General features: G+C 75.0%; 25 protein-coding genes and 1 pseudogene. 18 read left to right on the plus strand and 8 right to left on the minus strand.

Annotated features, from left to right (window positions below):
• Window positions 1-82 precede the first annotated feature (82 nt).
• On the plus strand, window positions 83-1,867 hold the full coding sequence (locus AB0H57_RS02950) for an NAD-binding protein (protein WP_357502018.1): 1,785 nt from the start codon (window positions 83-85) through the stop codon (window positions 1,865-1,867).
• Between the two features lie 7 nt (window positions 1,868-1,874).
• Here AB0H57_RS02950 and AB0H57_RS02955 read toward each other — a convergent pair whose 3' ends face one another.
• Together AB0H57_RS02955 and AB0H57_RS02960 are read right to left on the minus strand one after the other, a co-directional pair.
• Window positions 1,875-3,110: an APC family permease gene (locus AB0H57_RS02955; RefSeq protein ID WP_357502020.1), complete on the minus strand. Its 1,236-nt coding sequence runs from the start codon at window positions 3,108-3,110 to the stop codon at window positions 1,875-1,877.
• 169 nt (window positions 3,111-3,279) lie between these two features.
• The gene (locus AB0H57_RS02960) at window positions 3,280-4,056 is read right to left on the minus strand and encodes a phosphatase PAP2 family protein (protein WP_357502022.1); all 777 of its coding nucleotides are present in this window, start codon (window positions 4,054-4,056) and stop codon (window positions 3,280-3,282) included.
• 56 nt (window positions 4,057-4,112) lie between these two features.
• Here AB0H57_RS02960 and AB0H57_RS02965 point away from each other — a divergent pair, with 56 nt between their 5' ends.
• Entirely contained in the window at window positions 4,113-5,375 is a 1,263-nt protein-coding gene (locus AB0H57_RS02965; RefSeq protein WP_357502024.1) for a DUF4032 domain-containing protein, read from the plus strand.
• 49 nt (window positions 5,376-5,424) lie between these two features.
• Here the strand turns inward: AB0H57_RS02965 and nagA are convergent, their stop codons facing one another.
• The 3 genes from nagA to AB0H57_RS02980 are packed head-to-tail and all read right to left on the minus strand — an operon-like array spanning window position 5,425 to window position 8,498.
• The gene (gene nagA / locus AB0H57_RS02970; protein ID WP_357502026.1) at window positions 5,425-6,534 is read right to left on the minus strand and encodes an N-acetylglucosamine-6-phosphate deacetylase; all 1,110 of its coding nucleotides are present in this window, start codon (window positions 6,532-6,534) and stop codon (window positions 5,425-5,427) included.
• Window positions 6,535-6,543: 9 nt separating this feature from the next.
• Complete coding sequence (locus AB0H57_RS02975; protein ID WP_357502028.1) at window positions 6,544-7,572, minus strand: ROK family protein; 1,029 nt, start codon at window positions 7,570-7,572, stop codon at window positions 6,544-6,546.
• Window positions 7,569-8,498, minus strand: coding sequence for a sugar isomerase (locus AB0H57_RS02980; protein ID WP_357502030.1), 930 nt, complete (start codon window positions 8,496-8,498; stop codon window positions 7,569-7,571). Before AB0H57_RS02980 ends, AB0H57_RS02975 begins: the two co-directional genes overlap by 4 nt.
• Window positions 8,499-8,693: 195 nt before the next feature.
• On the opposite strand from AB0H57_RS02980, the gene AB0H57_RS02985 reads away from it, so the two are divergent.
• From AB0H57_RS02985 to AB0H57_RS03000, 4 genes are all read left to right on the plus strand, one after another.
• Window positions 8,694-9,479, plus strand: a complete 786-nt coding sequence (locus tag AB0H57_RS02985) for a DeoR/GlpR family DNA-binding transcription regulator (protein ID WP_357502031.1) — start codon at window positions 8,694-8,696, stop codon at window positions 9,477-9,479.
• A gap of 163 nt (window positions 9,480-9,642) precedes the next feature.
• Window positions 9,643-10,644: an ABC transporter ATP-binding protein gene (locus AB0H57_RS02990; protein ID WP_357502033.1), complete on the plus strand. Its 1,002-nt coding sequence runs from the start codon at window positions 9,643-9,645 to the stop codon at window positions 10,642-10,644.
• Entirely contained in the window at window positions 10,641-11,660 is a 1,020-nt protein-coding gene (locus AB0H57_RS02995) for an ABC transporter permease subunit (RefSeq protein WP_357502035.1), read from the plus strand. Before AB0H57_RS02990 ends, AB0H57_RS02995 begins: the two co-directional genes overlap by 4 nt.
• Window positions 11,661-11,794: 134 nt before the next feature.
• Window positions 11,795-12,319 (plus strand): DUF3263 domain-containing protein, encoded by a 525-nt coding sequence (locus AB0H57_RS03000; protein ID WP_357502037.1) that lies wholly within the window; start codon window positions 11,795-11,797, stop codon window positions 12,317-12,319.
• Between the two features lie 10 nt (window positions 12,320-12,329).
• On the opposite strand, the gene AB0H57_RS03005 is transcribed toward AB0H57_RS03000, so the two are convergent.
• Window positions 12,330-12,545, minus strand: coding sequence for a hypothetical protein (locus AB0H57_RS03005; protein ID WP_357502039.1), 216 nt, complete (start codon window positions 12,543-12,545; stop codon window positions 12,330-12,332).
• A gap of 155 nt (window positions 12,546-12,700) precedes the next feature.
• On the opposite strand from AB0H57_RS03005, the gene AB0H57_RS03010 reads away from it, so the two are divergent.
• The 12 genes and pseudogenes from AB0H57_RS03010 (at window position 12,701) to AB0H57_RS03065 (ending at window position 19,985) form a co-directional block, all read left to right on the plus strand.
• Window positions 12,701-13,618 (plus strand): hypothetical protein, encoded by a 918-nt coding sequence (locus tag AB0H57_RS03010; protein WP_357502041.1) that lies wholly within the window; start codon window positions 12,701-12,703, stop codon window positions 13,616-13,618.
• Window positions 13,619-13,792: 174 nt separating this feature from the next.
• Window positions 13,793-14,302: a GNAT family N-acetyltransferase gene (locus AB0H57_RS03015; protein WP_357502043.1), complete on the plus strand. Its 510-nt coding sequence runs from the start codon at window positions 13,793-13,795 to the stop codon at window positions 14,300-14,302.
• A gap of 288 nt (window positions 14,303-14,590) precedes the next feature.
• Window positions 14,591-15,049 (plus strand): hypothetical protein, encoded by a 459-nt coding sequence (locus AB0H57_RS03020; RefSeq protein WP_357502045.1) that lies wholly within the window; start codon window positions 14,591-14,593, stop codon window positions 15,047-15,049.
• Window positions 15,050-15,051: 2 nt separating this feature from the next.
• The gene (locus AB0H57_RS03025; protein ID WP_357502047.1) at window positions 15,052-16,248 is read left to right on the plus strand and encodes an SRPBCC family protein; all 1,197 of its coding nucleotides are present in this window, start codon (window positions 15,052-15,054) and stop codon (window positions 16,246-16,248) included.
• Window positions 16,245-16,466: pseudogene (gvpJ, locus tag AB0H57_RS03030) on the plus strand (gas vesicle protein GvpJ); the annotation flags it as partial. The gene AB0H57_RS03025 and the pseudogene gvpJ (AB0H57_RS03030), both read left to right, overlap by 4 nt.
• Before the next feature lie 206 nt (window positions 16,467-16,672).
• The gene (locus AB0H57_RS03035; protein ID WP_357502049.1) at window positions 16,673-17,425 is read left to right on the plus strand and encodes a GvpL/GvpF family gas vesicle protein; all 753 of its coding nucleotides are present in this window, start codon (window positions 16,673-16,675) and stop codon (window positions 17,423-17,425) included.
• A 3-nt stretch (window positions 17,426-17,428) separates the two neighbouring features.
• Complete coding sequence (locus AB0H57_RS03040; protein ID WP_357502051.1) at window positions 17,429-17,758, plus strand: gas vesicle protein GvpG; 330 nt, start codon at window positions 17,429-17,431, stop codon at window positions 17,756-17,758.
• Window position 17,759: 1 nt separating this feature from the next.
• Window positions 17,760-18,116 carry a gas vesicle protein gene (locus AB0H57_RS03045; RefSeq protein ID WP_357502053.1) on the plus strand — a complete coding sequence of 119 codons (357 nt, stop codon included), beginning with the start codon at window positions 17,760-17,762 and terminating at the stop codon, window positions 18,114-18,116.
• 1 nt (window position 18,117) lies between these two features.
• A complete protein-coding gene (gene gvpJ / locus AB0H57_RS03050) occupies window positions 18,118-18,492 on the plus strand; it encodes a gas vesicle protein GvpJ (RefSeq protein ID WP_255609003.1) in 375 nt (124 codons plus the stop codon).
• Window positions 18,476-19,318 (plus strand): GvpL/GvpF family gas vesicle protein, encoded by an 843-nt coding sequence (locus tag AB0H57_RS03055; protein ID WP_357502055.1) that lies wholly within the window; start codon window positions 18,476-18,478, stop codon window positions 19,316-19,318. Before gvpJ (AB0H57_RS03050) ends, AB0H57_RS03055 begins: the two co-directional genes overlap by 17 nt.
• Complete coding sequence (locus tag AB0H57_RS03060) at window positions 19,312-19,602, plus strand: gas vesicle protein (RefSeq protein ID WP_357502057.1); 291 nt, start codon at window positions 19,312-19,314, stop codon at window positions 19,600-19,602. The genes AB0H57_RS03055 and AB0H57_RS03060 overlap by 7 nt, the downstream gene beginning before the upstream one ends.
• Window positions 19,599-19,985, plus strand: coding sequence for a gas vesicle protein K (locus AB0H57_RS03065; RefSeq protein WP_357502058.1), 387 nt, complete (start codon window positions 19,599-19,601; stop codon window positions 19,983-19,985). Before AB0H57_RS03060 ends, AB0H57_RS03065 begins: the two co-directional genes overlap by 4 nt.
• A gap of 17 nt (window positions 19,986-20,002) precedes the next feature.
• On the opposite strand, the gene AB0H57_RS03070 is transcribed toward AB0H57_RS03065, so the two are convergent.
• Entirely contained in the window at window positions 20,003-22,351 is a 2,349-nt protein-coding gene (locus AB0H57_RS03070) for an AAA family ATPase (protein ID WP_357502060.1), read from the minus strand.
• Window positions 22,352-22,407: 56 nt separating this feature from the next.
• Window positions 22,408-22,902, minus strand: a complete 495-nt coding sequence (locus AB0H57_RS03075; RefSeq protein WP_357502062.1) for a hypothetical protein — start codon at window positions 22,900-22,902, stop codon at window positions 22,408-22,410.
• Window positions 22,903-22,982 lie beyond the last annotated feature (80 nt).

Below are 22,982 nucleotides of genomic sequence, written 5' to 3' on the forward strand. Positions count from 1 at the left end.
GGGAGACCATGTACCTCGGGAGACCATGCGTTCATGATCAAGGGGGCTGCGCGGACGGCGAGCGGCTGACTACCATCCGGACATGGCCGAACCCCTGCGCGACCGGGCCCGGCGCGCGGCCGGTTGGCGGCTGCGCATGAACGGCGACACCCGGCCGCACTACGTCGTCTGCGGCGCCGACCCGCTCGCGTACTGGGTGGTCCGGGCGCTGCTCGGCAGCGCGGCGACCGCCCACCGGCTCCGGGTCACCCTGGTGGTGCCCGAGCGGCGGCGCTCGGAGGGGCCGGACGGCCGGGACATCCCGGGGATCCAGGTGGTCCGGGCCGACCGGCTCGATGAGGCCACCTTCCGCCGGGCCGGGCTGGCCGGCGCGGACGGGCTGGCCCTGCTGCACCAGGACGACGTGGGCAACATGCATGCGGCGCTCTGCGCCCAGGAGGTCGAGCCGCGGCTGCGCCTGGTGGTGCGGATGTTCAACACCAGCCTGGCCAACGGTGTACGGCAGATCTTCCCCGACTCGTCGGTGCTCTCCGACGCCTCGATGGCCGCGCCGGCCTTCGTCGCCGCCGCCCTCGGTGAGGTGGCGCCCACCCACTTCCGGCATGCCGGCCGCACCCTGTACGTGGCCCGCCGGGCCGACGTACGCCCGCAGGACCTGGTCTGCGGGCTGGCCGTGACGACCGATCCGGAGCTGATCCGGGTGCTGCCGGCCGACGAGCCGGCGGCCGACGTGGTGCTCGCCGAGGCGACCGGCCAGCCGCCCGGCACCGAGCTGGCGGCCCGCCGGATGGCCCGGGCGCGCCGGCGCCGCCAGCCGCTGGCCGTGGTGCTCCGGGCCGTCCGCAGCTTCGCCACCCGCAAGATCGGCATAGCGGTGCTCCTGCTGCTGGCGGTGATCGCGGTGCTCGGCTGGCTCAACTCCCGGGCGGCGGGCGTCAACTGGGGCGAGGCGCTCTACCTGACCCTGGTCACCACGCTCAGCGGGCAGGACCCGGACGTCGACAAGCCGGCGGCGGCCCAGGTGATGCAGGTGGTGTTGAACCTGGCCGGGCTGGCGCTGATCCCGCTGATCACCGCGGTGGTGGTGGACGGCATCGTGAACGCCCGGCTGGCCCTGCACGCCGGCCGGATCCAACCGGACCGGACCGGCCACGTGGTGGTGGTCGGGCTGGGCAACATCGGCACCCGGGTGATGGCCCAGCTGCACGACTTCGGCCTCGAGATGGTGGCGATCGACCGGGACCCGGACGCGCGGGGCGCCGCCCTGGCCCGGCGGCTGGGGGTGCCGCTGGTGGTGGGCGACGCCGGGCTGGAGGAGACGTTGCGGGCCGCCTCGGTGGCGACCTGCCAGGCGCTGGTGGTGGTCTCCACCGACGACGGCGTCAACCTGCGGGCCGCGCTGATCGGGCGGGCGCTCAACCCGGACCTGCGGGTGGTGCTGCGGCTGTTCGACGGCGACTTCGCGGAACGGATCCAGCGCGCCTTCGGCATCGGCATCTCGCGCAGCGTGTCCTACCTGGCCGCGCCGTCGTTCGCCGCCGCGCTGCTGGACCGCGCGGTGATCGCCACCATCCCGGTCGGGCGGCACGCGCTGCTGGTCACCGAGGTGCCGGTGGTGGCGGGTTCGGCGTTGGACGGCCGCCCGCTCGCCGCGGTGACCCGGCCCGGCGAGGTACGGCTGCTGGCGCACACCCGGCCGGGGCGCAAGGCGGACTGGTCGGCCGATCCGCGGATGGTGATCCAGGCGGGGGACCGGCTGACCGTGGTGGCCCGGCGGGCGGGCCTGAGCGCGCTGCTGCGGGAGACCACCCCGGCGCCGCCGCCGGAGCCGGCCGGCGCGCCGGTGCCCCGTCAGCCGGAGGAGTGAGGCCGGTTCAGCGGCGGCGGACGGCGTACCAGAGGGCGCCGAGGGCGAGCACGCCGAAGCCGGCGAGCACGCTGGAGACCGGCAGGCTCACCGCGAGCACCAGGCAGCCGACCAGCCCCAACGCCGCGATGAGCTGCGCCGGCAGCTTCCGCCCCGGCTCGCGCCCGAGGGTGAGCGCGGCGGCGTTGGTGATCGCGTAGTAGACCAGGACGGTGCAGCTGGAGAAGCCGATCGCGCCGCGCACGTCGCCGAGCAGGACCACCACCGCGACCACGGCGGCCACCGCCAGTTCGGCCCGGTGCGGCACCTGGCGGCGGGGGTGCACCGCCGCCAGCGCGGCCGGCAGGTCCCGCCGGCGGGCCATTGCGAGCGTGGTCCGACCGACCCCGGCCAGCAGGGAGAGCAGCACCCCGACCACGGCCACGGTGGCGCCGACCCGGACCAGCCCGGCCAGGCCGGGGAACCCGGCGGCGGCCACCACCTCGGCCAGCGGCGCGGCGGCGCCGGCCAGCCGGCGCTCGCCGAGCACCCCGAGGGCGACCACGGCCAGCGCCAGGTAGATCGCCAGTACGATGCCGAGCGCCACCGGCACCGCCCGCGGGATGGTCCGCTCCGGGTCGCGTACCTCCTCGCCGAGGGTGGCGATCCGGGCGTACCCGGCGAAGGCGAAGAAGAGCAGCCCGGCGGCGGCCAGCACGCCCCGGTCGCCGGTGTGGGCGAACCCGTCCAGCCGGGACACCGCGAAGTGCCCGGTCGCCAGCCCGGTCACCGCGACCACGGCCAGCACGGTGAGCGTCACCGCGACCAGCGCCCGGGTCGCCGCGGCGGTCTTGCCGATGCCTCGCAGGTTCACCGCGGTCACCGCCACCACGGCGGCCACCGCCACCCACCGGGCCCGCTCCGGCCAGGCGTACGCGCCGATGGTCAGCGCCATCGCCGCGCAGCTCGCGGTCTTGCCCACGACGAAGCCCCAGCCGGCCAGGAACCCGGCGAACGGGTTCAGCCGCTCCCGGCCGTAGACGTAGGTGCCGCCGGACTCCGGGTACCGGGCGGCCAGCCGGGCCGAACTGGTCGCGTTGCAGAACGCGATGAAGCCGGCCAGCGCCACCGCGAGCAGCAGCCCCGCGCCGCCGGCCGCCGCCGCGGCTGGGGCGAAGACCACGAAGACGCCCGCACCGAGCATCGAGCCGAGACCGATGACCACCGCATCGGGTACGCCAAGTCGCCGCGCCAGCCGTTCCACGCCTGCACTCTAGGGAACCGGGGTGAACGGCCGGTGTCCCGGCCGGTCGCCGGATCGCGCCGGTTGGTGGCGAAAAAGCTGAGCGAGAGTGGGAGGTGCCGCGCGTGACGCTATTCGGCCGGCGGCTGCCCAGACTGAGCGCACCGTCGCCCGACCGCCACCTCCGGTGTCAGGAGGTGGCGGGCGGCGTGGGCCAGCCGGCCGGCCCGCTCCAGTCGCCCAGCCGGCGGGGCAGGGGCAGATCGTCCCAGGGCACCCGGTGCAGCAGCCGGTCCAGCAGTACGCCGAGCAGCAGCGCGGCCAGCCCGTCGGTCAACCAGTGAAAGTTCAGGTAGGTCGTGGTGACCAGCAGGATCACCGGCGGCGCGAACCGGATCAGCCGGTACGCCCCGACGGGCAGCCGCCCGGCGGCGAGCGCGGTGGCCAGCCCGGCGATCACCCCGTACCAGACGATCGCGTTGGCCACGTGGCCCGACGGGTACGACATCGAGTAGGCGCCGACGGGCAGCTCATGGAAGATCCGCACCGCCTCGTCGGGCGGCAGGAACGGCGGCTTCACGCTGGCGCTGGGCGCGGCCCGGTCGGTCCACACCTTCAGCGGGCCGATGGTCAGCGTGGTCAGCAGGAACGCCGTACCGACCAGCAGCAGCGGCCGTACCGACCGCCGGCGCCACGCCACGGCCAGGGCGAGCGCCCCGGCGACCGGCATCAGCAGCCAGCCGCCCTGCCCGAGCAGGTTGAACACCCGGGCGGTCCAGTACAGCGGGGCGGGGTCGTGCGCGAACGCCCAGGCGCTGACGGCCAGGTCGAGGTCGTAGAGCAGCCCACGGGCCAGCGCCAGGGTCAACGCCACGAGACCGGCGAGCAGCAGCAGGTCCCACCGCCAGCCGGCCGGCCGGACCGGGCGCAGGCGCACCTTCCGCCGTACCGTCGTGGTCTCCCGCACCCCGACCACGCTACCGGCCGCCCGTGGCGCCGCCGTGCCGCGGCCGGGGCGGCTGTGTGCCGAACCACGAAGGGAGGCGCTCGGCGGGTACAACCGTCAAACTTGTCCCCGTGCGGATCACCTCGGCCCTCGTGGACCCGGCGCTGCTCGACCTGCCCTGGTCGACCCCGCTGGAGGAGTGGCCTGCCCAACACCTGGTCGCCCTGCCGCAGGGCATCTCCCGGCACATCGTCCGGTTCGTCCGCCTCGGCGACTACGTGTACGCGGTGAAGGAGACCGGCGAGCGGGTCGCCGAGCGGGAGTACGACCTGCTCCGGGCGCTGGAACGGATCGACTTCCCGTCGGTCGAGGCGGTCGCCATCGTGGCCGACCGGCAGGCCGACGACGGCGCTCCCCTCGACCCGGTGCTGATCACCCGGCACCTGCAGTTCTCCCTGCCCTACCGGGCGCTCTTCTCCAACACGCTGCGCCCCGAGACGATGAACCGCCTGCTCGACGCGCTGGCCGCGCTGCTGGTCCGGATGCACCTGACCGGCTTCTTCTGGGGCGACTGTTCGCTGTCGAACACGCTGTTCCGCCGGGACGCCGGCGCCTTCGCGGCCTACCTGGTGGACGCGGAGACCGGCGCGCTGCGCAGCTCGCTCTCCAACGGCCAGCGCGGTGAGGACCTGGAGATCGCCCGGGTGAACATCTTCGGCGAGGCGCTCGACCTGCAGGCCGCCGGGCTGCTGCACGAGTCGATCGACCCGGAGGTGGTCTGCGAGGAGGTCGTGCGGCGCTACGAGCGGCTCTGGCACGAGATCACCTACGAGCAGCAGATCGAGCGGGACGCCCGGCACGACATCGAGGGCCGCATCCGCCGCCTCAACGAGCTGGGCTTCGACGTCGCCGAGGTGGCCCTGTCGACCGTCGACAACGGCCGTTACCTGGTCCGTCCCAAGGTGGTCGACGCCGGCTACCACACCCGGCGGCTGCTCCGGCTCACCGGCCTCGACGCCGAGGAGAACCAGGCCCGCAAGCTCCTCAACGACCTGGACGCCTACCGGGTGGAGAGCGACCTGACCGACGAGCAGCAGGCGGCGCACCGCTGGCTCACCGAGGTCTTCGAGCCGGTGGTCCGCGCGGTGCCGGCGGACCTGCGCCGCAAGCTGGAGCCGCAGGAGCTCTTCGCGCAGATCATCGAGCACAAGTGGCTGCTCTCCGAGCAGGCCGGCCGGGACGTCGGCATGGCCCCGGCGGTGCAGTCGTACCTTTCCGAGGTGCTGGTGCACCGCCCCGACGAGCAGGCCGTGCTCGGCGTGGAGCTGCCGACGGGCTGACCGTCGGCAGCAGGGCGCGCGCGGCGCTACGCGGCCCGGCCGGCCGGGTTTACTCCACCCACTCGCCGGCGCGCATCACCCGCACCACGTTCAGGTCGTCGTCGAGGACCACCAGGTCGGCGCGGAGCCCGACGTGGAGCGCACCCACCTTGTCACCGAGGCCGATCGCCCGGGCCGGGGTGGTGGCCACCATCCGGACCGCGTCGGCCATCGGGACGCCGGCCGCCACGGCGTGCCGCAGGGCGGCGTCCATGGTGAGCGTGCTGCCGGCGATCGCGCCGTCGCGGGCCAGCCGGGCCACCCCGTCGGCCACGGTGACCGCCTGGCCGCCCAGCTCGTACTCGCCGTCCGGCATGCCGGCCGCGGCCATCGCGTCGGTGATCAGCGCGGCCCGCTCGGGGCCGGCGGTCGCGGCGGCGAAGGTGAGCGTCCCGTCGTGCAGGTGCACGCCGTCGGCGACCAGCTCGCAGACCACGTTCGGCGCTTCCAGCAGGGCGACCACCGGTCCCGGTTCGCGGTGGTGCATTGGGCGCATCCCGTTGAACAGGTGGGTGGCGACGCTCGCGCCGGCGGCGACCGCGGCCCGCGTCTGGTCGTACGTGGCGTCGGTGTGCCCGATCGCGGCGACCACCCGGTGCGCGGTGAGCAGCTTGATCGCCTCGGTGGCGCCGTCCCGCTCCGGGGCCAGGGTCACCATCCGTACCGCGCCGCCGCCGAGTTCGACCAGCTCGGTCAGCTCCTCGGTGGACGGGTCCCGCAGGAATTCCGGGTTCTGCGCCCCGCAGCGCGCCGCCGACAGGTACGGCCCCTCGAAGTGGATGCCGGCCAGCATCCCCTCCCGGACCAGTGGCGCGAGCGCCGAGGTGGCCGCCCGCATCAGCTCGTACGGGGCGCTGACCAGGCTGGCCAGCAGGGTGGTGGTGCCGTGGCCGAGGTGGAACGCGGCGGCCCCCCGGGCCGAGTCGGCGTCGCCGGTGGTGAAGGTGTGCCCGCCGCCGCCGTGGGTGTGCATGTCCACGAAGCCCGGCACGATCCAGTGCCCGTCGCGCACGGCGGGGTACTCGGCGACGGCGGTGATCCGGTCGCCGGTCAGCTCCACGCAACCCTGCCGGATCACCCCGGTCGGGGTCACCACCCTCCCGCTCACCCGCAGGGTCATCAGTTCTCCTCAGTCGTCCATGGCCAGCGCGGTTTCCCGGCGCGCGTCGAGGGCGAGCAGGGCGGCGCCGAGGCAACCGGCCTGATCGCCGAGGGCCGCCGGGACCAGCCGCGGCTCGCGGTGGAAGGTCAGCCGGTCGCGCAGCGCCGCGCGCAGCGGATCGAAGAGCAGGCTACCGGCGCGCGCCAGCCCGCCGCCGAGCACCATGGTCGCCACGTCGAAGAGCGCCTGCCCGGTGGCGAGCCCGTCGGCGAGCGCCTCGACGGACTCCCGCCACACCCGCCCGGCCAGCGGGTCGCCCGCCGCCGCCAGCGCCGCCACGTCGGCGGCGCTGAGCCGGCCGCCGGCCGCCGCGCCCGCACCGTCGAATGCCGGCGAGCCGTCGGGGCCGGTCGGCTGCGGCGTGCCGGCCAGGTGCGCGTACCGGCGGGCGACGGCGGCGGCCGAGGCGACCGCCTCCAGGCAGCCGGGCCGGCCGCAGCCGCAGGCCGGACCGTCGGGCCGGACCAGGATGTGGCCGATCTCGCCGGCGGCGCCGTGCGCGCCGGTGGCGGCCCGGCCGTCGACCACGTGGGTGGCGGCGATCCCGGTGCCGATCGCCACGAACAGGACGTGGGCCGCGCCGCGCCCGGCCCCGAGCCGGGCCTCGGCCAGGCCGCCGGCCCGCACGTCGTGGCCGAGCACCGCGGGCAGGCCGAGCCGCGCCGCCACCAACCGCCGCAGCGGTACGTCGCGGAAGCCCACGTTCGCCGACCAGACCGCCGTCCCGGTGCCCTCGTCCACCACCCCAGGGACGACGACGCCGCAGGCCACCGGGGTCAGGCCGGCGGCATGCGCGGTGTCGGCCAGGCCCTCGGCGACGTCCAGCACGGTGCCCACCACCGCGTCCGGGCCGCGCCCGGCGTCGGTGGCGTGCCGCTCGGCGTGCGCCACCGTGCCGTCCGGCCGGACCAGCGCGCACTTCATCCCGGTGCCGCCCACGTCGAGCGCGACGACGACGTCGCCGCTTTCGCCGGGCCGCCGGCCGTTCGCGGTCACGCAAGCACCACGGACCGGCTCAGGTGCCGGGGTGCGTCCGGGTCGAGCCCGCGGCTGGTGGCCAGCGCGACGGCGAAGCGTTGGGCCAGGATCAGGTCGGCCATCGGGTCGACCGGGGTACGCCCGGCGGCCCAGCTGGTCAGCACGGTGCGGCAGCCGTGGGTACGGCTGTGCACGAATGCCGCCCCGGTCGCCGCGACGTCCTCGGCGAGCCCCTCGGGCAGCGGACCGAAGGCCCAGACCAGCCGCCCCGGCGCGCCCACCGAGATCGGCCCGTGCCGGTAGTCCATCGCCGGGTACGCCTCGGCCCAGAAGGTGGCCGCCTCGCGGCACTTGAGCGCAGCCTCCTGGGCCAGCCCGACCGTCCACCCGCGACCGAGGAAGGTGACCTGCTCGATCCGGGCGGGGTCGATCGGCAGTGGGGCCCGGACGGCTACCTCGGCGTCGGCGGCCAGTGCCTCGACGTTCTGGCCGAGCTGGGCGCGGAACAGCGCCAGCGCGGTGGTGGCGAACCGGGTCTGCACCACCGACCGCTCGTCGGCGAAGGGCAGGGTGACCGCCGCGTCGGCGAGGGTGACCGCGGGGGAGCCCGGGTCGCCGACGACGACCGTGGTCGGCACCCGGCCGCGCAGCGCGGTGAGCAGCGCCAGCACCTCGGTGGTGGTGCCGGAGCGGGTGATCGCCACCAGCCGGTCGTAGCGGCGGCCGGCGGGGAACTCGCTGGCCTGGAAGGCGTCCGTCTCGCCGTGGCCGGCCTGCTCGCGCAGCCCGGCGTACGCCATGGCCATGAACCACGACGTGCCGCAACCGACGACGGCGACCCGCTCGCCGCGGGCCGGTAGGCGGCCGGCGACGGTGCCGGCGAGCGCCGCCGCCTGCCGCCAGCAGTCCGGCTGGCTGGCGATCTCCACGTGTACGTGAGCCATGGGAACTCCTCGCAGGAGGGCGCTGCGCAATACAGCTCGTTTGAGCCGCCTTTCGCGCGTCATTCTGCGTGAAGCAGGGTGACCCTGGCAACAAGCAGGCGGTTCGCGCAGGACAGGGTTTTGCGCGCTCCGAGTTTCGCGCACTACTGTGCACGCAATCAATCACCGTTCGTGCAGAGTCGTGGAGGGCCCTCGGTGGACCGGTACGCCAGATGGAACGCCCTGCTCGAGATGCTGACCGACAGCGGGCGGGTGACCGTCGAGGAGGCCGCCGAGCGGCTGGACGTCTCCCAGGCCACCATCCGGCGCGACTTCGACCAGCTCGCCCAGCAGCAGATGATCACGCGGACCCGGGGCGGCGCGGTCGCCAACGGCGTCTCGTACGACCTGCCGCTGCGCTACAAGACGGCCAAGCACTCGGCGGAGAAGCAGCGGATCGGGGCCGCCGCCGCCGCGCTGGTCTCGCCGGGCACCGTGGTCGGTCTCAACGGCGGCACCACCAGCACCGAGGTGGCCCGTGCCCTGGCCGTCCGCCCGGACCTGAACACCAGCGCGGAGGGCGCGCAGTTGACCGTGGTCACCAACGCCCTGAACATCGCCAACGAGCTGCTGGTCCGGTCCCGGATGAAGGTGGTGGTGGCCGGCGGGGTGGTCCGCCCGAAGTCCTTCGAGCTGGTCGGCCCGCTCGGCGGCGCGCTGCTGCGCGAGGTGACCCTCGACGTCGCCCTGCTCGGCGTGGACGCGATCGACCCGCGGCTCGGCGCGGCCGCCCACCACGAGGGGGAGGCGGCGATGAACAACCTGATGGTGGCCCGCGCCAAGCGCGTGGTGATCATCGCGGACTCGTCGAAGCTGGGCGGGCACGCCTTCGCCCGGATCTGCCCGGTGGACCGGGTGGAGACCCTGGTCACCGACTCCGGCGCCGCGCCGGAGGTGGTCGACGCGTTCCGCGCCGCCGGCGTCCACGTCATCTGCGCCTGAGGTGCAAGGCGGGGCCCCCGGTTAACGCATTCCGTCTAGGCGGGGCCCCCTCGTAACCGGCGAGGCGAGAATCAGCCGAACCGCCGATGCATACCGGGTATTGCCCGCTCTGCATACCGCGTATGGTGGCGTCGTCATCCGTCACCATCGGGGGAGGCGCAGCTTGTCGGCTGTCCTGGAAATCGAAGGTCTACGCAAGACGTACAAGAGCCGTCGGCGCGGCACCCGCAACGCGCTGGACGGGTTCGACATGCGGGTGGCGGCCGGTGAGGTGCACGGCTTCCTGGGCCCGAACGGCTCGGGCAAGACCACCACCCTGCGCACCCTGCTCGGCCTGATCCGCCCGGACGGCGGCCGGATGAGCGTGCTGGGGCACGAGGTGCCCGCCGCGCTGCCCGTGGTGGCCGGCCAGATCGGCGCGATCGTGGAGAGCCCGCAGTTCTTCCCGCACTTCACCGCGCGGGACACGCTGGACCTGCTGGCCGGCGCCGGCGAGGTGCCCCGGCGCCGGGTCGACGAGGTGCTGGAGCAGGTCGGCCTGCGGGACCGGGCCGGCGAGCGGGTGAAGACCTACTCGCTGGGCATGAAGCAGCGGCTGGCCGTGGCCTCCGCCCTGCTCAAGGACCCGAAGCTGCTGATCCTCGACGAACCGGCCAACGGCCTCGACCCGGGCGGCATCCGCGAGATGCGCACCCTGGTCCGGGACCTCGCCGCCGGTGGCATGACGGTGCTGCTGTCCAGCCACATCCTCGGCGAGATCCAGCTCATCTGCGACTCGGTCACCATCATCTCGCTGGGCCGCCGGGTCGCGTACGGGCCGGTGAGCGAGGTGCTCGCCGAGCACTCGCACGGCAGTGTCCGGGTCCGGCTGGAGTCGGCCGCCGACCTGCCGTCCGCCGCCGAGCTGCTGGACCGGGCCGGGATCCGGGTCACCGCCCAGCCCGACCACCTGATGCTCGCCGGCGTCGAGAAGCCGGCCGTGGTCAGCCGGCTGCTGGCCGACCAGGGGCTGTACGTCAGCGAGCTGGCGCCGGTCGCGGCCGACCTGGAGAGCGTCTTCCTCGACCTGACCGCCACCGCGCCGGTTCCCGGGCAGCACCGCCAGGTCGACCAGTCCACGAAGGTCGGTGACCGCGAGGTCACCAAGGGAGGTTGGGGCGCGTGAGCCTCTATCGGACCGAGCTGCGCCGGCTCGGCAAGCGGCGCTTCACCCGGTACATGACGTTGCTGGGTCTGCTGGTGCTCGCGGCCGTGATCGCCAGCGCGTTCGTCACCAACCAGAAGGTCGGCCCCGCCCAGATCGCCGCGGCCGAACGCGAGGCCCAGGCCAACTACCAGCAGGCGGTGCGCGACACCGAGAGCGCCAGGGCGGAGTGCGAACGGGTCAAGGCCGACGGCGGGTCCATCACCGCACGCGGTTTCCCGGAGAACTGCGCGGAGATCACCCCGCCCCCGCCGGAGGCGTTCGACCCGCAGTGGTCACTGCCGCCGACGTTCCGCTTCCACGAGGACTTCGGCGAGACGCTGTTGACGTTCGCGATGCTGCTGGCGGTGGTCGGGTTCGTCGTCGGCGCCTCGTACGTGGGTGCCGAGTGGAACACCGGCGGCATGATGAACCTGCTGCTCTGGCGGCCGAAACGGTTGACCGTGCTGCTGACGAAGCTGGCGGCGCTGCTCACCGGGACGGCCGTGGTGACCGTGCTCGCGGCGGCCCTGTGGACGCTCTCCTTCTGGCTGATCGGGCACTTCCGGGGCACCACGACGGACCTGACCGCCGGGGTGTGGCGGTCGTTGGCGCTGACCGAGCTGCGCGCGCTGGCGCTGGTGCTGGCCGTCACCACGGTGGGCTTCGCGGTCGCGTCGCTCGGCCGGCACACCGCCTTCGCGCTCGGCGGGGCGATGGCGTTCCTGGTCGTCGCCCAGTACGGCGTGGCGATCGCGCTGTCCCTGGCCGACGTGCGGTTCCCGGAGGCCTGGCTGGTGCCCACCTACGCCGTGGCCTGGATCAAGAAGCAGGTGACGCTGCAGAACTACGAGGCGTGCAACGCCTCTCCGATGGGGGGCTGCCTGCCGGACCAGCTCACCATCACCTGGCAGCAGTCCTCGCTGCTGCTCGGCGCCGGGCTGGTGATCACGCTCGTGGCGGCGCTCTGGACCATGCGGCGGCGCGACGTGGCCTGACCCGCCGGGGTCCGAGGGGTACTCCCGGCCGGCCCGGCCGGGCCGCGGCGCGTGCTGCGGCCCTGGCCGGGCCTGGTTAGGCTGGGATCCCCCCGGGCCGGAGCCACCGGCCGCCCACCCCTGCGAGGAGCACCATGTCCACCGACGCCTCCGCGGCCGCCACCGGCCGGCCCGAGCCGTCCGGGGGTACCGGTGCCCGGCGGCGGGACGGTGGGGCCGCGGTGCCGCCGCCGCGCTCGGCACCCGAGAACGAACCGGCCCCGGCCGGGCAGCCGCCCCCGGCCACCGATTCGGCCCCGGTCATCGCGCCGGGCCACGGCACGGAGCCGGACCACGTCACGGAGCCGGGCCAGGGGACAGAGCCGGCTCAGGGCGCGGAGCCGGGCCACGGCACGGAGCCGGGTCAGCGCGCCGCGCCGGGCGGAACCACCGGGCTGACCGAGCGGGAACGCGCCATCCTCGCCTTCGAGCAGCAGTGGTGGCGGCACGCGGGGGCCAAGGAGCAGGCCATCCGGGACACCTTCGGGCTCTCCGCCACCCGCTACTACCAGCTGCTGAACGGGCTGCTGGACAATCCGGCCGCGCTCGCCGCCGAGCCGCTGCTGATCGGCCGGCTACGCCGGTTGCGCTCCTCCCGGGCCCGCAACCGCCGCCGCTGACCTACGGCGGTCAGCGCTTCTCGTACATCTGCAGGCCGTTGCCGATCGCGAAGAACGTCGGTGCCCACTCCCCGATAAAGATGCCCCAGCGGTCCGCGCGTGCCATCCCCGCGCGCTCCAGGTGCCTGGAGAGGAACCAGCTGGTGAAGGAGAGCCCGATGCTCGCGAAACCCGCCAGATACATGTGCTCCGCTTTGATCCCTGATGCGTGCAGCTTGGCCAACATGCGATCCCCCTGTCGCGGTTGATGAGCCGGCCTGACTGACGCTACCGGCCCGACCCGGGGCGGGCAGCCGCTTCGCCGGGGCCGGTAGGGTCGGCCGCCCGACGGCATGTCGGGGCCGCGGCGGGGTAGGTGGCGGCGACGGAGGGAGCGGGCAGATGGGGGCACCGGACCGGCGGTACGCGACCGGGAGCCGACCGGCGCGGCCGGTCGCCGAGGCGCCGACGATGCGGGTGAGTTCCGCCTCGGCGGCCGCGCCCGGCCGGCTTGAGAACGAGGACGTGGTCTTCCGGTTCGGGCCGCTGGTCGGGGTGCTGGACGGGGCGACCGTGCCGGACGGGTTCGACACGGGCTGCGTGCACGGGCCGTCCTGGTACGTGCGGCACCTCGCCGCCCGGCTCGGGCTGGCCGCGGCGGCGCGGCCGGCGGCGACGCTGATGAGCAGCCTGGCCGCGGCCATCCTCGCGGTCCGCGCGGATCACGGCGGCGAGTGTGACCTCGACCATCCCGGCACCCCGGCGTCGACCGTCTGCCTGCTCCGCGAGGGCGGTGACCAGGTTGACTACCTGGTGCTCTGCGACAGCCCGCTGGTGCTGGACACCGGCGGCGAGGTCCGCGCGGTGACCGACGACCGGCTCGACGCCGCCACCGCCGAGCTGCGCCGCGCCGTCGCCTCGGTGCCCGCCGGGTCGGCGGACCGGGTCGCCCGGTTCCGGGCGGCGGTGACCGCCCAGCGGCAGCGGATGAACCGGACCCACGGGTACTGGGTGGCCGCGGCCGACCCGGACGCGGCGTACCACGCGGTGACCGGGACGGTCCCGCTGCGCGGCCCCGGGGCGCTGCGCCGGGCGGCGCTGCTCACCGATGGGGCGTCCAGCGCGGTGGAGCAGTTCGGCCTCGTCGACTGGGCCGGGCTGCTCGATCTGGTCGCGGCCGAGGGGCCGGCGGCGTTGATCGACCGGGTACGCGCCGCCGAGCGGGCGCACCCGGACCGGCTGCGCCGGCACAAGCGCACCGACGACGCCTCGGTGCTGTTCTGCGACTTCGCCCCCACCGACCGGCCCACGGCCGACTGACCGGCCGGGCGACCCCGTCGGCGGACGTCGGGCGAGGGGTGGGTCGGGCCGTCTTCGCAACGCAGCGTGAGGGGGGACGCCCCGGTGGCCCGACCGGTCCGTACCACTCGACGTACCGCCAGTGCCCGTGCAAAGGGGTGGACTTGACCGGGTACGGCGGGCAGACTGCGGCACGTGACGGGATCGGTACGACTGGAGCCGGTGGACGAACGCAACCTGGAGCCGTTGCTCTCGGTAGCGGTCGCCGAGGCGGAGCCGGTCGACGTGATGCCTCCGGTGGAGGCGCCCGCCGGGTGGTCGCAGGCCCGGCGGGAAGCGTTCCGCGAGTTCCACCGGGCGAGCTTCGGCGGCCTCGAGGGGCCCACCCGCACCCGGATGTACGCGGTGATCGCCAGCGGCGAGGTGGTCGGCATGATCCGGATGACCCGGTGTGACGAGCCGGGCGTGGTGGAGACCGGGATGTGGCTGGGCCGGTCCGCCCGCGGGCGGGGGCTCGGCGCGGCCGCGCTGCGCGAATTGCTGAACGCCGCCGCGGCGGCCGGGATGCGCACCGTGGTGGCCGAGACGACCGCGGAGAACGCGGGCGCCATTTCGGTGCTCAACAAATGCGGAGCGAAATTGCACGAACACGCCGGGAAGGTGCGCGCGGAAATGTGTCTCGACTCCGCCCTCCCGACACTTTGAGCGATATTCAAAATCGCGCATTCATCGTTGCACGACACCTGCTCTGAGCTGCCTGTCTGACCGTTTTGCGCGGGCTGTCGCCGTCTCTGCCGGGGCATCCTGATGTGCTACGACACGGCTATCCGATAAAGCGCGGAAATGTTTTGTGCACCGGCTGTCGGGTACTGCCCGCCGGGTCCGCCATTACGGGACTCCCGACCACCGGCCCTCCTTGCGCTGTTTCCCCGGTAGCTGCTTCACGGGCCGAGGTGGTCGGGTGTCCGACCCCCGGGGAGTGAAGGAGCATCGATGAAGAGCGGAGCACGGATCGGACTCGCCGTCGCCGCCGGCTACGTCCTCGGCCGCCGGAAGAAGCTGCGTACCGCCCTCACCCTGGCCGCGGCGGTGGCCGCCGGCCGGGCCAGCCAGCGCCCGGGTGGGCTGCTGAAGTACGGCACGGACCTGTTGAACGCCCCTCAGCTGGGCAACCTGACCCGGCTCGGTGGCCCGCTGGCCACCGCCGGCAAGGCTGCCGCGACGGCCGCCGCGGGCAGCGGCATCGACGCGCTGAGCGGCAAGCTGCGCGGCGGTGCGGACGCGCTGCGCCGCAGGTCGGCCGGCAGCGGGGAGGCCACGGGCGGGCCGGACTCGGCCCCCGACGAGGAGCAGGAGCTCGACGAGCAACCCGCGGCGCAGGACGACGAGGCCGGGGACGACGCGGAACGTGACGAGCAGCCGGCACCCGTACGCCGGCGGCGGGGACGGTGACCATGGCGACCGGAAACCTTGCGGAGAAGGCCCGCGACCAGCTCGGTGACGAGCTGCGCAACCTCGCCTCGGCGATCGGAGAGCGGGCGGTGACCGTGGTGACCGAGAAGATCACCGGCGCCACCGGGCGGCTCAGCGAGTACGCGAAGGCCGGAGGGGGCCCCGGCCTGGTCGCCGCCGCCACCGGCGCGCAGAAGCTCGCCGACGGCGACTCGCCGTTCAAGGCCATGTTCCATGCCGGCCTGGCCGGCGGTAAGGAGAAGTTGATGTCGGCGTTCGGTGGCGGCGGCAAGGGTGGCAAGGGCGGCCGGAAGAAGAAGCTCAAGGTCACCAACATCGTCGAGTCCATCGAGGTGGGCGTGCCCGTCCGGGTCGCGTACAACCAGTGGACGACCTACGGCGACTTCCCCAGTTTCATGAAGAAGGTCGAGCAGGCCGACCGCGACTCCGACGAGCAGATGACCTGGAAGGCGCAGGTCTTCTGGTCGCACCGGACCTGGGAGTCGACCATCGTCCGCCAGATCCCGGACCGGTTGATCCACTGGCGGTCAAAGGGCGAGAAGGGCTCGGTCGACGGCACGGTCAGCTTCCACGAGGTCGGCCGCGAGCTGACCCGGATCCTGGTCGTGCTGGAGTACCACCCGCAGGGCCTCTTCGAGCACACCGGCAACCTGTGGCGTGCCCAGGGCCGCCGGGTCCGGCTGGAGCTGAAGCACTTCGTCCGGCACGTGATGACCCAGACCGTGCTCGACCCGGACTCGGTCGAGGGCTGGCGCGGCGAGATCGAGGACTCCGAGGTGATCAAGGACCACGAGACCGCGCTCCAGGAGGAGCAGGAGGCCCGCGAGGCGCAGGAGCAGGGCCGCGTGGAGCAGCCCGAGGAGGAGGAGCCGGAGGAGGAGCGCCGGCCCGCCGGGCGCGGCCGCCGCCGGCCGCCGCAGCGCCGCCGTCCGCCCGAGGAGGAGGAGTACGACGACTACGCCGAGGGCGAGGACTACGGCGACGACGAGTACGCCGAGGAGGAGCCCGAGGAGGAGCCGCGCCCGACGCGGCGCCGGCAGCCCGAGCGGGCCCGCCGCCCCCGCGAGGAGCGCGAGCCCCGCGAGGAGCCGGAGGAGCGACTCCGCCCCACCCGACGGGCCCCGGAAGCCCCCCGACGGCCGGTGGTCCGCCGCCGGCGGGAAGAGCGTGATCGATGACGGTCGCCACCACGAGCAGCCAGCCGGGTAGCGCCCTGGAACGCAGCGGCGGCGGTGCCGGGGGCACCCTCGCCGACGTCGTCGAGACGGTGCTGGACAAGGGCGTGGTGATCGACGCGCAGGTGTCGGTCGCCGTGGTCGGCATCCAGCTGTTGGAGATCAACGCCCGGATCGTGATCGCCAGCGTCGAGACGTACCTGCGGTTCGCCGAGGCGGTCGACCGGCTGAGCATCACCCCGAAGGACACCAAGGGCCTGCCGGACCTGGTGGGCGACGCGACCGGCGCCGCCACCAAGGGCAAGGCGGTCTCCGGTCTCGGCAAGGCGGCCCAGCAGATCAGCGGCGCGGTGGCGGACTCGCTGGGCAGCCGCGAGGACGACCGGGAACGGCCGCGGCCGCGCCGCCGCCGGGACGAGGAGGCCTGATGGGCGAGCAGGGACTGTTCATTTACGGCATCGTGCCGTGCGACGTGGAGCCGACCCCCGACGCGGAGGGGGTCGGCGACCCGCCGGGCGAGGTTGCCGCGATCCAGCACGGCGAGCTCGCCGCGCTGGTCAGCCCGGTCGGGCTGGAGGAACCGCTGGGCCGACCGGCCGATCTCACCGCGTACGAGGGGCTGCTGGACGGCACGGCGGCGGTCGCGCCGGTGCTGCCGGTGCGGTTCGGCACGGTGGTCACCGGCGAGGAAGCGGTCGAGGACCTGCTGGCGGCGCACCACGACCAGTTCGCCGGCGCGCTGGCGGAGTTCGAGGACCGGATGCAGTACACGGTCCACGGGCGCTTCGACGAGCAGGAGTTCATCGGCGGCTTCCTGGCGGAGAACGGTACCGCCGCCGCGCTGGCCGACCAGGTACGCGGCCGGCCGGAGGCGGAGAGCCGGGAAGAGCGGATCCGGCTCGGCGAGATGATCAGTCAGGCGGTGGAGCTGCGCCGCGAGGCGGAGAACCGCGAGCTGATCGACGCCGTCGGCCGGTACGCGGTGGCGAACGCGCCACGCCAGCCCAGCCACGAGCTGGACGCGGTGAACGTGGCCTTCCTGGTCGGGGCGGACGACGAGGAGGAGTTCATCCGGACGCTGGAGGAGTTCGCCGAGCAGCGCCGGGAGCTGATCCGGATGCGGCTGACCGGCCCGCTCGCCCCGTACGACTTCGTCAGCGCGCACCAGTTGGTGAAGTGAGCGATGGACATCCTCTGGGCGTTGCTCACCCTGCCGTACGCCCCGGTGCGAGGGCTGACCTCGGTGATGAAGGTGGTGGCCCGGGAGGCGGAGGCGCGGCAGTTCAACCCGGTCAACGTCCGGCGCGAGCTGGAGGAGTTGGACCAGGCGGCGGCGGCCGGTGACATCACGCCGGAGGAGCGGGACCGGGGCCAGCAGCGGGTGCTGGACCGGTTGACCGCCCCGGCCGCCGGCCCTACCGCCGACCGGCCGGGCGGCGGACGCCGACCGGCGCCCGGCCGGCGGCGGACCGCCGACCGGCGGGACGGCCAGCCGCGTGGGCGAGGGAGATGAGATGACAGCAGCACGGATCCGCAGCGACGGCGACCGCGAACGGCGGCGTGACCGGGGTGCCCGCGAGCCGGACCGGTACGCCGACGACAACGAGTACGAGGAGATCAGCCCGGCCGAGGCGGCCCGCGAGGGGCTGCGCCAGATCGTCGAGCTGACCGGCAAGGACACGCTGGGAATCACCTCGATCGAGGCCACCGACGACGGCTGGCTGGTCGGCGTCGAGGTGGTCGAGGACCACCGCATTCCGGCGTCGACCGATCTGCTCGGCCTCTACGAGGTGGAGTTGGACATGGCCGGTGCTCTGCTCGGGTACCGCCGGGCCCGCCGCTACCAGCGCGGCAAGGGGGACGGGAGCTGAGATGACCACTGCACGGCCACCCATGGTGCAGAACAGCGGCCAGGTGATGGGCGCCGGACACGAGCCGGCGAACCTCGGCGACATCCTCGAACGGGTGCTGGACCGGGGCATCGTGATCGCCGGTGACATCCGGGTCAGCCTGCTCGACATCGAACTGCTGACCTTGAAGTTGCGGCTGGTCATCGCCTCGGTCGACACCGCGCGGCAGATCGGCATCGACTGGTGGGAGCACGACCCGTGGCTCAGTTCGCGGGCACGACCACCGGTGGAGCCGGGTCCGCGGGACCCGGAACAGGTCGAGGCCGAGCGGCGGCCCCGGGTCGCGGCCCGGGCCGAGCGGGCCGCGAGGGAGGACTGGGATGAGTACGACCGCTGACGCCGGCGCGTCCACCGGGCACCGCCCGGACAGTGGCGCCTGGCTGCACGGCGTGGTGCGGGAGGTCGACCCGGCGGCGCTGGCCGGGCTGGTCGGGATGGACGGTCGCGACGTGCGCGCGGTGCGCTCTGCCGGCCTGGTCGCCGTGGTCAGCGACGCCCCGCTGGCCGAGTACGGCGAGGAGCCGCTGCGCCGCAAGCTGGAGGACCTGACCTGGCTGGAGGGGGCCGCCCGGGCGCACCACGGGGTGGTCGAGGCGCTGTCCCGTACCGGGGCGGTGGTGCCGGCCCGGCTGGCCACCGTGCACCGGGACACCGACCGGGTGGCCGCGGTGCTGGCCGACCGGCAGGCCGAGCTGGCCGTCGCCCTGGACCGGCTCACCGGCCGCACCGAGTGGGGCGTCAAGGGGTACGTGGTGCCCGGGGCGACGGCCCCCGAGGAGGAGCAGTCGGCCACCGGCGGCGGTGGCGCGGGGGCGGCGTACCTGCGGCGGCGCCGGGCCCAGCTGACCGCCCGGGAGCAGGGCCAGCGAGTCGCCGCCGAGACCGCCGCCACCGTGCACGACGCCCTCGCCCAGTACGCGGTGGCCGCCCGACGGCACGCCGCGCAGGACCGCCGGCTCTCCGGCGCGCCGACCGCGATGGTGCTCAACGGGGCGTACCTGGTCGACGTGTCCACGCTGGACGGCTTCACCGAACTGGTCCGGATGCTCGCCGGCCGGCACCCCCAGGTGCGGCTGGAGCTGACCGGCCCGTGGCCGCCGTACTCCTTCGTGGCGGACCGGCCGGCGGCGGAGGCGCACACCGTACGGGAGCCGGCATGGTGACCCAGACGCTGGCGCCGAGCAGCGCCGACGATCCGCTGGCCTACCGGCCGGTGGCCCTGGTCGACCTGCTGGACCGGGTGCTGGCCACCGGCGTGGTGATCAGCGGCGAGATCACCATCGCCATCGCCGACATCGATCTGGTGTACGTCTCGCTGCGCGCGCTGATCTCCTCGGTCGGCTCGCTCACCCCGCCGGAGCCGCCCGACGCGCTCCCGCCGGCCGCGGCACCGGACGGCGTGGCGGCGCTCCCGACGGGCGTCGCGCCGGACGGGATGACGTCGTGAGCGGCGGGGGCGAGCTGCGCCGCCTGCCGCCCGGCGACCGGGACACGGCCACCGAGCTGGCCGCCGCGCTGGGCGAGTCCACCTGGGTCGAGCCGCGGGTCCGGCCGCTGGACCGCCGGCTGGCCGTGGACCGCGACTCCGTCGAGCGCGGGCTGGGCAGCCTGGTGCTCACCGTGATCGAGCTGCTCCGCCAGCTGATGGAACGGCAGGCGCTGCGCCGGGTCGAGGTCGGTGACCTGACCGAGGAGCAGATCGAGCGGATGGGCGCCACGCTGATGGCCCTGGAGGAGCAGATGACCCTGCTCCGCGAGCACTTCGGGCTCGCGCCGGAGGACCTGAACCTGGACCTCGGCCCGCTCGGCCCGCTGCTGCCCACCGACTGACGCCGGACCGGCGGCCGTCAGCCGGCCCGCTTCTCCGCGTACGCGGCCAGCCAGGCGACCTGATCCGGGTCCAGCGACGGGCGGACCCGGCGTCGGGCGGCGGCCACGTGCGCGGCGGTGACCGTCGACGCGGTCAGCGACTCGCGCATCGCGGCCAGCGCCGCCTCCCGGACCAGCGCCGCGCAGTCCGCCGCGGAGAAGCCGTCCAGCTCCGCGCCCAGCCCGGCGAGGTTCACCTCCGCGTCGAGCGGCACGTTGCGCGCGCCGGCGCGGAGGATCTCCGCCCGGGCCGCACCGTCGGGCGGGGGCACGTAGACCAGCCGTTCCAACCGCCCCGGCCGCAGCAGCGCCGGGTCGACCAGGTCGGGCCGGTTCGTGGCGCCGACCACCACCACGTTGCGCAGCGCCTCCACCCCGTCCAGCTCGGTCAGCAGCGCGGCGACCACCCGGTCCGTGGTGCCCCCGTCGGTGGCCTGCCCGCGGACCGGGGCGAGCGCGTCCACCTCGTCCAGGAAGATCAGCGTCGGCGCGGCCTCCCGGGCCCGGCGGAAGAGTTCCCGGACCGCCCGCTCGCTCTCGCCCACCCACTTGGAGAGCAGCTCCGCGCCCTTGACCGAGAGCACGTTCGCTCGGCCCGACCCGGCCAGCGCCGTCACCAGGTACGTCTTGCCGCAGCCGGGCGGGCCGTACAGCAGCACGCCGCGCGGCGGATGCACGCCCAGCCGGGCGAAGGTGTCCGGGTAGGTCAGCGGCCACAGCACCGACTCGGTGAGGGTCTGCTTCACCTCGGCCAGGTCGCCCACGTCGTCGAGGGTCACGGTGGCCAACTCCAGGGTGGAACCGGCCATCGTGGTGGGCCGGACCACCTCCAGCGCGGCCGAGAAGTCGGCCATCGCCACGGTCGGCGTCGGCTCGGACCGTTGCCGCAGCGCGGCCCGTACCCCGGCCTCCCGGACCAGCGCGGCCAGGTCGGCGAGGACGAACCCGGGCGTGCGCCCGGCCACGTCGTCCAGCCGGACGTCCTCGGCCAGCGGCACCTGCCGGGTCAGCACGGTCAGCTGTTCCCGGCGCAGCGCCGCGTCGGGCAGCGGCACGGTGATCCGCACCGGCAGCAGGTCCGGCCCGTGCAGGCCGGGGTGGACCGCCTCCGGCCGCCCGGTGGTGCAGACCACCGCCACGCCGGCCCGGAGCAGTTCGCCGAGGAGCTGGCGGAACACGGTGGCCACCGGGCCGGGCCCGTCCGCCGGGGCGAGCGCCTCGACGTCGCCGACCAGCAGCACGGCGGGGCCGTCGGCGCGTACCGCGGCGGCCGCCTCGCGCAGCCGGCGGGCCGCCGCGTCGTTGCTGAGCGCGGCCAGCTCGGGCGCCCAGACCGGGTGGACCCGGAGCCGCAGCGCCGCGGCCACCGCCCGGACCAGCGCCCCCTTACCGGAGCCGGCCGGGCCGGTGAGCAGCACCCCGAGCGACACCTCGGTGCCCAGCCGGTCGAGCACCTCGCGGTGGTGGAAGCCGAGGTCCAGCAGCTCGGTGAGCTGTTCGGCCTGGGCCCGCAGGCCGGGCAGCTCGTCCAGGCCCGGCGCGGACCCGCCGGCCGGCTCCGGTCCGCCCGCCTGCCCGGTGGACCCGGCCGGTGCCGGGCCGCGCGGGGTGCCGCCGGGGCGACCGCCGACCGGGTCGTGCGCCGGCCGGGCGCCGTTCGTCGCCCACGCCGACGCGTCACTGGCCGACGTCCCCGCTGCGCCGTCCGCCGCCCATGTCGACGGTTCGTCGTCCGACACCGCGCCGTGCGTGGCCGGGCCGTGCTCCCAGCCGACCAGGGTGTCCATGGTGACCAGCCCACCGACCTCCGGCTCGGCCGCCGACACGGTGAGCAGGGTGCTGGTCCAGGCGTACCCGACGGTGTTGGACAGGCTCCGGCGGGCTGCCTCGACCAGGCTCCGCACGGAGGCGTCCGGTAGCACGTCCTGCGGGAGCAGCGAGACGTCGTCGCCGGCCGTCACCACCTTGCCGAGCAACGCCAGCCGCAGCATCTCCGGGGAGACGGCCGCGACGATCGCCACCGGGCCGGTGAGCCGGACCCGCCGGGCCGGGGCCACCGGCAGCGGGCTCACCGTCACCTGCCCGCCGGAGCGCAGGCCCAGGTTGCCGAGCATCAGGTCGTCCGCGTGCAGCAGGGTGGGCCCGCTGTCCGCCCCCGCCGGGGCGGCGATGCCGGCGGTGACCCGCCGCCCGGCCAGCCGCACCGGGTCGCCGGGGCGCAGCGCCAACGCGGTGAGCACCTCCGGATGCAGCCGGACCACCCCGCGTCGGGCGTCCAGCGCCGCCGGTCGGAGCAGCGCGGTCAGGGTCAGCCGGGGTTCCGCCACCGCCCGACCCTAGCCGCCCGCCGCACCTCCGGCCGAAGGGACCGGAGCGGGGACTCTTACCGCGCCGGGCCGTCGCCGGTCAACAGCGACGGGTCGCGCCGGATCAGGTCGGCCAGCCGGGCGGCCGGATCCGCGCCGGCCGCGTCGGGTGCCGGCCAGGCGGGCGGGGGCCCGGGTGGCGCGGGCCACACCAGCGCCCCCGGCTCGGCCGGCCCGACCCGCAGCGGGTACGTCCGCCCGTCGTACTCCACCCGCAGCTGCACCGTGACGTCCGGGTGCTCGGCGACCACCCGGCGCACCGCCTCGGCGATCTCCGCCACCGGATCCCGTTCCGCGCCGTGCCGCCCGACCGGGGCCTCCCGGTGTGGCGCCGCCCGGCCGCCGTTCTGCGGACCCGCGTTCGGCCGCCCCACGACCGGCCGGCCGGCCTCCGCAGGTCCGGCCGCCGGGCCGTCGGTCGCCGCCCGCTCGGCCCCCTCGGCGTCGCCCCGCCGGCGCAGTTCCTCCCGCCGCGCCAACCGGGCCAGGGTGTCGTCCAGACCACCTCTCATGTCTTCCCCCCTCCTGTGCCGGCTCCGGCTCGACGTGGCCGGTGCCGCGCCACGACCCGGAGCCCCCACCGCTGTCACCG

The sequence above is a fragment of the Micromonospora sp. NPDC050686 genome, from assembly GCF_040654475.1.
Lineage (GTDB): Bacteria > Actinomycetota > Actinomycetes > Mycobacteriales > Micromonosporaceae > Micromonospora.